This window comes from Rhizobacter sp. (assembly GCA_021153565.1).
Classification (GTDB): Bacteria; Pseudomonadota; Gammaproteobacteria; order Burkholderiales; family Burkholderiaceae_C; genus Albitalea.
Window position 1 is genome coordinate 1 of record JAJKJU010000250.1, and the last position, 8,291, is coordinate 8,291.

Sequence of the window (8,291 nt, forward strand, 5' to 3'; positions counted from 1 at the left end):
AGCCCCTCCATCGTTCTCCAATCAGGGCGCCAGGGATACCGCGCCATGCAAACGGCCCGGTCTGGGCGGTAGGACTACCGCGTCAGCGGTTTAGTGCAACCCACCATATTCTCAGCAAGGAATCGCCTATATCGCGTGCCGCATCACCCCCACCCGCCACGTCGGTGGAAAACTTCCCCGTCGAGTGCTGCTGCGTCAAGCGTTGGATTTCCCACTTGGCCAACCGCCGGAACTTTTGAAAATCCTTGGCTGAGATTTGCATATGCCGGCCATGGACAGTAAATTCGATCGGAAGGTCCGCGGGGCCCAGTTTGAAGCCGTGATCCAGGTGAGCGCAGAGATGGTAAAGAACGCATAGCTTGATGTCGTCGTCGCGCTGAGGATCGACAAAGTGGACTCGCAGCAACGACTCGAAGTATTGCGAGGAAATCTTGCCGAGCAATTCGTTGCTGTGCCTGCCGATGACTGCCGAGCCGTCTGGCAAGTCATCCGACGGTGAGACCGCCCCGCTCGCGCGCTCCTCACAACGCTTCTTGATATCGTTGTAGAAGGCCGCAGGCTGCAATGTGCCCCTGTCGTTGCGGATGAGAACCGGTACGCCCTTGCGCATCAAGGCCGCCAGCGGCTTGGACATCATGAACCAGAAGCGCTTCCAGTCCTCGTCGTTGCCTGTGGAAGGTGGAAGATCCTCGATGACCAACGTGCGCGCCTCGATGGCCTCACTCAACGCCGCGCGGCGGAACATGTCCGGCTCCCCGGCAATCAACTGCTTCAAGTCGAGCACACCCGTGGTCGGGTGGTACTGCGCGGCGCCTCGCTGCAGTTTGCTGCTCGCCAATCCCAACGCATCGAGTGAGATGCCTTCCAGAAGTTCGGGCTCGAACGTCTCATCGAACAGGTTCTTCCCCGACAACGGAGGGATACGCTTTTGGTACGAACTCTCCTCACCCGAGGGTTCGCCAATTCGATTTCGGACGGCTCCGGCTTCGCCCGGCGCCAAGCTTTCCCGCGCCGCCTGGCTCTCTCCCATTGGCCCGGCCCACGAGCGGTCAGGAGACGTCGTCTCCACGGAGTGCCAGTGCCCTTCTTCGCCATCCCTCACTTCAGCCCAGGCGTGTGGCACGTTCGAGATTCCTTTGCCCGAAGGCGCGACGCGTCCGTGGCACACGCGCGCGGCAATACCGAACGACTGCATCAGCACCGCAGCGTAGCTGTGGGCGAATTCGTAGCAGACGCCCTGGCCAACGCTCAAGAATCGCTTGCACCGTTGCCCAACCGAAGACGTGTCATTCAGCGCCTTGGCATCGTCACCGGAGTACTGCAAGGTTGTACGGAATATTGCTGCGAGCTTGTTGGCGACCACGACGTCGCTCATTTGAGTTTCGACACGTTGGGCGGACAGAAGCCGGATCTGCTCGGCCAGAGTCGGCTTGAAGGCTCCTTCGAGGTCACGGAACTCAGGCGGAAGGTCGGGCAGCCTGTTGTCTGCCTCGCTGTCTGCGTTGATATCGTCGACGAGGCTGTACGTCACCGATCGGACGATCTGCCCCTGGCCTTGCGCAAGCACATACCAGCCGCCTCGCTCGTCGCGGTGAACGGCGCCGGGCTGGTGATCGCCCAGTCGAACCGCGGCGGGCCGCCGATTGAGCGGCACCGGGAAGTACACGCGTCGTTCACTGCCCACGAGCGAGATCAACGTCTCTTTCAGGGCGATCCTTGGAGCCTGGTTGGCGACAGGGTGATTGCCTTCGTGACGTACTGCCAACGCCCACTCCCGCCCATCCGCAGTCGCACGAGACGTGACGAGATAGCCGTCTCCACGGCCCGCGTTCGTGATATGCCCGATAGCGTCACCCTCTTCCAGGGGCGAGCCGACGCCGGACCGGAACCCCGTGCTCGGGTTGAAGCTTCCGGGCAAGCGGCCCACGGTGCCAGCGTCTACCGAGCCGTCGTCTGCGACCGCCTCGCCTGCAAAGAGTCGGCCCCGCCGTGCCTCCTCGAGCATGTAGGTGGTCAACTCCTCAGGCTCGCCGTCTGGCCTGAAGCGAAGCTGATGCTGCCTTGCGTCGTAGTCCAGCGGAAGCGCAACCGAGAGCATGGGGTCGGCACGCAAGGCCGGTTGGCACACGCCGGGATATGCGAGGCCCAGTGCCGTGCGAAGCTGCCGGGCAAGCTGTTCTTCAGGGGCGTTTTCGGATGCCACAGGTACCACCGGCCCCTGCGCGGCAAGACGTCGGTAGAAGCCGTATTGACCCGCAAAGGCCTCCTCGACCGTCATCATCGGCCCCCGCGCAAGAAGCGCCAGCGCATCGCGCAGTTGCCGGATTCCGGGCCGGAACTCAGAGGGTTGCCCGTGGAGCTTGCCCAGCAGATCAATGTGCCTGTCGACCAGTTCCTGCAGCTTGTCATCGGCCACGGCAGGTGCGGCAGCAGTACCCGATGATCCTGCCGACGATGCTTGCGCGCCGAGCTTCTGCGCATGCGCACGGGCGATCGGCAATATCTCCTCAGGCGCGTAGTCCTGCAGCGTCAGCAGCTGCATGCGGTTACGCAGCGCGGTAGAGAAGCTCTCGCGGCCGGCATAGCCCGCGTTGACCGTGGCGATGAGCGCAAAGCCCGGGGCGGCCGGCTGGCCCGTCTGCCCCGTCAGCAGCGTGTTGAACTCCCCTTCCAGGATGCCGCTGGGCAGCAGGTTCAATTCCGACACCAGCAGGACCTGCCCGCGTTCCCGTGCACTCGTCACCGCCGCGCGCAGCCCGTCGAGGTCGTTGGGGTTGGCATTGAGGTGCACGAAGGCGATGCCTTCGCGCTTGCCCTGCGCCTGAAGCATCGCCTTGACCACGGCATCCTTGCCGCGCGAGGCCGGCCCTTCGATCAGCAGCGCGCCCTTGCCCAGCGTGCCGTTCTTCGGATTGAATGTTTCGCGCGCGCCTTGCGATCGCAGCCACCCATCGACGGCGCCGGCCAGGGCGAGCGTGCTCTTGGTCGGCGCGAGTTGCTGTTCCTGCAGCGCGTGGCCGATGGCTTGCGCATCGAACAGCTCGGGTAGCCCGGCGCCCGCCGGGACACGCAGCTGATGCCGCAGCCAGGCCTGCACCATCGGCAGGCTCTCTTTTGGCAAGCTCGCACCGTACACCTGCAGCGCCACGCTGGCGAGCATCGGCGCAAGATCTTGCGGGCCACGGGCTTGCCGTTGGGTCAAGGCTCGCGCCAGGCATTCCTCAAGGTCGCGCGGGGACAGCCCGGTACCGGGAAAGACCTTCTGCAGCCGTTCGTGGATTTGCAGGATCTGATCGCCGATCCGGGCCACTTCAGGGCCGAGACCAAGTCGCAGCGACGACTCGATCACGGGCTCGACGAAGGCCTTGCGCAGGAAGTCGGTGTGCATCGACTTGAACTGCACGGTCGCGAAGGATTCCTGCGCTACCTGTTGCGGGCTGCGCCCCGGCAGGCTGTCGGCGTTGCCGGTGAAGATGATGCGGTGGTCGGCCTCGAGCTTGTGGACCACGCCGTTGAGGTGCAGGCTGCGGTCGGCGAACACGCCCTTCAGCATCGCGAGATTGCCCGGACGTGCCAGGTTGGCCTCATCGACGACCAAGGTGCCCGGCGGCTGGCTGACGGCCCATGCCTGCAGTCGCTCGCCGAAGGCCGTCGTGCCTTCATGGACGATCGAAGCCCAGAACAGCGGCCTGCCCTGGCTCAGGCTTTCCACCAGGTGCGTCTTGCCAGTCCCGGGCGGCCCCTTCAGGAAGATGCCCTGGGCTTGCGCTTGCTCGACTTTGCCCATCAGCTTGCGATCGCGTCCCAGCGGCGTCGGGCGAGCGTAGCTGCGCATCACCTTGACCCGCGACCGCGCCGATGGCTCTTTCGCCACCAGCGGGGGCAACTCGACGCGGTGCGCACGCGCCTGGGCGCAGACCAGATCCAGCACTTTGGCCGCGATGCCGGACTGCGCGCTCGGAACGACCGCGGACGACACTGGCGTGCCAATGACGCGCTCGATGACATCCGGACTGAAGGCATTGAGGAACGGCCAGGCCAGGGTCTCGATGTCGCGCGGGTGCCTGACCTGGGCCAGCAGGTCCTTCAGCCGCGACAGGTCCACCGACTGCTTGGGCATCTCGCTCATCTCGCCCGCCAGCAGGACTTTCAAGCACGCTTTGAGCTGGGCATAGCGGGTGTCGTGGACTTGGTCCGGGCGCCGATAGTCGCCGATGAGCATGTCCTTCAGCAGCGACCGCACGAGGCGCGCCTCTTCAGGGTCGGGCGATCGGCCGGACGCCCTGAGCTTGGTGAGGGTACGGCACAGCGTGTGCACCGTGGCGTAGCGTACTGGCGGATCCTGGTGCGGCATGACGCCGGCCCGCTGCAAGGTGTCGAACCATTCGACGACGGGCGCGAGTAGTTTCTCTGCCTGCCGGGCCGATACCAGGTCGGCAACGAGTCGGTTCGTGACGGCCTGCCGCCATGCTTGGCCGGTGGGGGCGGGGTCTTGCATCGCGGGTGTGAGTCCGTGGCGCTCGATCAGCTGGCGATCGGGGCTGACCACGATCAGCCGGCCATTGACGGCAATGCGCTCGCCGTTGATCGCCAGGATGTGCGGTGGATGCAGCAGCGGGGCCAGGTCGCGCACGAGGCTGGGGTTGGTCTCCAGGCCGTATAGCGCGACGAACTTGCCGGCCTGAAGGTCTTCGACGAGTCGGTGGGTCTGCACCTGCAGACCGGGCAGCTCGGGCCCTTCTTGTGGCGCTTGGCGTTTGAGGCTGTAGAGCAGTTCGTCGCTGCGGGTCGCGGGCGTGAGGTGAATGCGGGTGCAGTCCTCGGGCAGGCTCGGGTCGACGAGGGTCGGATCGGCACTGTGAAGGATCGTCACCGGAGCGGGCCAGGTGCTGGCCTGCCTCAAGTCGTCGATGGATGGCGCGGCAAGGGGAGCCATGCGGCTGGCCGTGGCCACATGCGCGCCATACCGCTCATCCACTTGCACGCCGGGCGCGACGGCCACGGCGAAGTGCTCGGTGTGCTGCATCAAGCGATCCCACACCTGGGGCGTGAGGGGTTCCGTGACGAGGATGACGGGCCGTTGTGTGCCCGCATTGGCTTGGGCCTGCGACAGCGTCGAAGGCAGTCGGGCCAGGGTGTCGTTTCTTGCACCGTAGCCGCCGTGCAGCACCTCGTCGATATTGCCCTGGCTCAGCGTGCAAATGGTGTCGGGGCGGGTGTGCAGGATGCGCTCGAAATCGGCGGCGGGTTGCTTGCGCGCCAGCCGCTGGGCTGCTTCGTCCCCAGGCAAGCCGTGTTCGAGGCGCACGGACTCAGGGTGCTTGGCCAGCCAGGCCAACACTTGATCCATCAATCGAGGGTCTGCCGGCGGGTTGCGCAAAACGAGCAATTGCCGGCTGAAGTCGAATCCCTCCAGTGCACCTGGCCCATGCTGCCAGGTCTGCGCGAGGGTGAGTTCGGGGCCACCGAACAGGGTGCTCTGCCACGATGCACTGTCGTCTTGCAGGTCGATGACCAAAGCCTCGTCGGCACTGTGGCTGACTGCGGCATGGATGACGGGGTCGGGCGCCGCTTCGAAGGTGCTGGCCTTGATGTCCTCGCGCAGGCTGATGCGCGAAGCGAGTGCCCCCGAGGCAATCTGGGTCAGCGAGGTGGGCTCGTCGACGAGAAAGACGATCTTCACGCGCTGGCCCTTGTCCTGGCAGGGGATGGGGCGGCCATCCCAGATCTGCTCTTCCATCAGCGTGTTGAGCGATTCGATCTGGCGGTGGCTGAAGCGGGGAACGCCCTCGTCGCTGCTGAGGTTCAGCAGCAGCGTTGCCGCCACTGCCGAGCAACCGGCGAAATGGCCCATCGGCACGCACGGGCTGGCCGTGCTCGATGCGCACGTCATGCTCCAGGTCTCGCAACATGGTGGCGTCGTCGGCATAGACGAAGGGGCAGCCTGATTCAGCCAGTGCCTTCTGCAAGGCGCGGCGTGCGTTCGTGAGCTGCCGCGACCCGATGACGATCATGGGGTGTCCTGCACCTTCGTTCAGGCATTCGAGCAGCGAGCCCTTCGGCGCGGCCTCGCGTGCAATGCGGGGCGCTATGTGAGGCGCTATGTGAGGCGCTATGTGAGGCGCTATGTGGGGCGCTATGTGGGGCGCAATCTGGCGCGTGATCTGCGGCGCGATTCGAGTCGGCACGCCTTCGGCCAATTGGGTTCGATCAAGTGTCGAATCAACGTGCGTTCGCATCGGCTCGCCAATGGACACGGGTTCGCTTGATTCGACGGTAGCGCGCGGAATGGGCCCGCCGCCAGACGATGGGACTTGTGCCCATGCGTTCGTCCGCTCAGGCAGGCGCTGCGCCGGCGAAGCTGTGCGTGGAGGTGTGGCGCTGGGACTCTGAGGACGTCGAGAAAGGCCAGGGACGCTACCCAGGGCTGCGCTGCGGCTGCTTCGCGCTTGCCCTTCTGGTGCGGGCACAGGGTCTTGGCGAGAAGAGGAAGCGTCTTTGATGCAGCGAAGCGGGTTGAGTTTCATGATCGTGGAAGTGCAGGAACGATGACTTCGCCTCAAACCAAGGACAGCTCATCTTTCGAGGATTGCAACAGCATCCACGCTCCGCTCAGTTCATCGGTACGAACTGGTGGTCAAGAATCCGAAGGGCACCACGCAAGTTCCAGAATGGCCCTATGCGGTGTGCAAAGCCGCTTGTGCGATGTGGACGCGATTCCTGCCCGATCGGGGTGCGTCGCGCGACGGCGACGCAACAAGTGCAGCCGCGCAAAAGCCACAAGAAATTGATCATCGCGCTGGCGCACAAGATGCTGCGCACCATCTACCCCATGCTGGCCAGTGGCCCCCACTACCAAGACAGGAGCGTTGCGACAAAGAGCGCATCCCCTTCGTGTTTCGACACACGGCTTCGCGCCAGGTCGACCGCTTCCTGGCGCCCCTGGAAAAATTGAGGGGATTGCGATCCCGACCTCTTTTGGGAGCGGGTCCGCTACGAAAGGTCATCTCATGCGAAGAATTGATGGAGCGGGCACGCGCGTTGGCCCCCAGCACGTAAGTGCCGGCAGTGATACGCCGACCGCGCTGACGCGCCCCCTGGCATATCGCCACCAGCAGCTCGCCTCGCTGGGCGACGGCCCGCCCGGCAGGTCGGTTTCAAACAGCGTTCCGATAGCGCCCCGGTCGGCGTTGCCGCCTCAAGGGGCGTTGCCGCCGCGGGAAAGCACTCCTCGCCAGAGCCGCGACGTGATCATCCAGGTCGATGCGCCGCCGTCGCACGATCTGCAGATATTGCCGTCTACAGTTCCGGCTTCCGCGACGCCGGGCCACCCGAACGCCGGTCCCTCTGTCCCGACATCTTCGCAACATACCGTGGTGCAGATCGAGGGAGATCACCAGCCCTCGTTCGATGTCCACGCCGAGCCGAGCTACGCCGAGGCCTTGTTTGCGAGGGTACAAGGTGCCGCGCCGGTGCATGCGGTGCAGGCCGCCACCGACCTGATCCTCTCGGTGCTGGAAGCGGCAGCATTGGGCCAAACCGTGAGTTCCGGCGCGGCGCAATCGCTGCTCCAGTCGGGCTTCCAAATTACTCTCGACACCACGTTCAGCGCCGGCTTGACCGGGGTCATGCAGACCGCGACAGTTCAGACGCTGAGGGCCCGGTTCAAGAGCGAGAATGAGACCAAGGAGGAAGCGCTGAGTCGCATACAGCTTTTGTCGGCGCTTGTGTCCATGGGCAGTAGCTACGTGGTCGATTTGAGCCGCTCGCAAATCGCAGCCTCGGTGCTCCATCAGTCCTTGTCCGCTCCGGGAGCCGGACTTGTTGTCGTGAACTCCTTGGTCGCATCGGGCGTGATCTCGGCCGGCGCGTTTGTGCTCTACAAGACCAACCCGGCTTTCCAAAAGCAGGTGGACGAGCAACTGTATAAGGTGTTCCAGGCGGTCAAGAACCGCTTGAAGTCGTTTTATCAGAGCGAAGATCCGCCTTCCTTCGCGCAGGCCGACGCGATGGAGCTGGGGCGGCAGGCCTTCCAGACCGGCCCCGACAGCGTCCCGAACTCACGGCATAGCGCTTGACCAGCGGCTGGCCAGACAGCGCCCGTGCCACCAGCCGCTTGACCTGCGCCGAGGCATAGCCAGTGGTCACGCCCAGGTCAGGATCACACCTCGTTGGACAAGACTGAGAGGTTGGGAGTATTTCGAACGTGTCCGAGCAGCACGTCAAAAGGCGCCTGATCTAGGCGCAAAGCGCAGCCATAGCTTGGCTATGGCGAGCATTTGCAACGACGA

General features: G+C 64.5%; 3 protein-coding genes. 2 read left to right on the forward strand and 1 reads right to left on the reverse strand.

Annotated elements, in window-relative coordinates; genetic code table 11:
• Window positions 1–82: 82 nt before the first annotated feature.
• Window positions 83–5,893, reverse strand: a complete 5,811-nt coding sequence (locus AC30NL_RS16065) for a transglutaminase domain-containing protein (protein WP_489465005.1) — start codon at window positions 5,891–5,893, stop codon at window positions 83–85.
• A gap of 429 nt (window positions 5,894–6,322) precedes the next feature.
• On the opposite strand from AC30NL_RS16065, the gene AC30NL_RS16070 reads away from it, so the two are divergent.
• Both AC30NL_RS16070 and AC30NL_RS16075 read left to right on the forward strand, forming a co-directional pair.
• Window positions 6,323–6,502, forward strand: a complete 180-nt coding sequence (locus AC30NL_RS16070) for a hypothetical protein (RefSeq protein WP_489465006.1) — start codon at window positions 6,323–6,325, stop codon at window positions 6,500–6,502.
• Between the two features lie 745 nt (window positions 6,503–7,247).
• Window positions 7,248–8,078: a hypothetical protein gene (locus AC30NL_RS16075; RefSeq protein WP_489465007.1), complete on the forward strand. Its 831-nt coding sequence runs from the start codon at window positions 7,248–7,250 to the stop codon at window positions 8,076–8,078.
• Window positions 8,079–8,291: the final 213 nt, after the last annotated feature.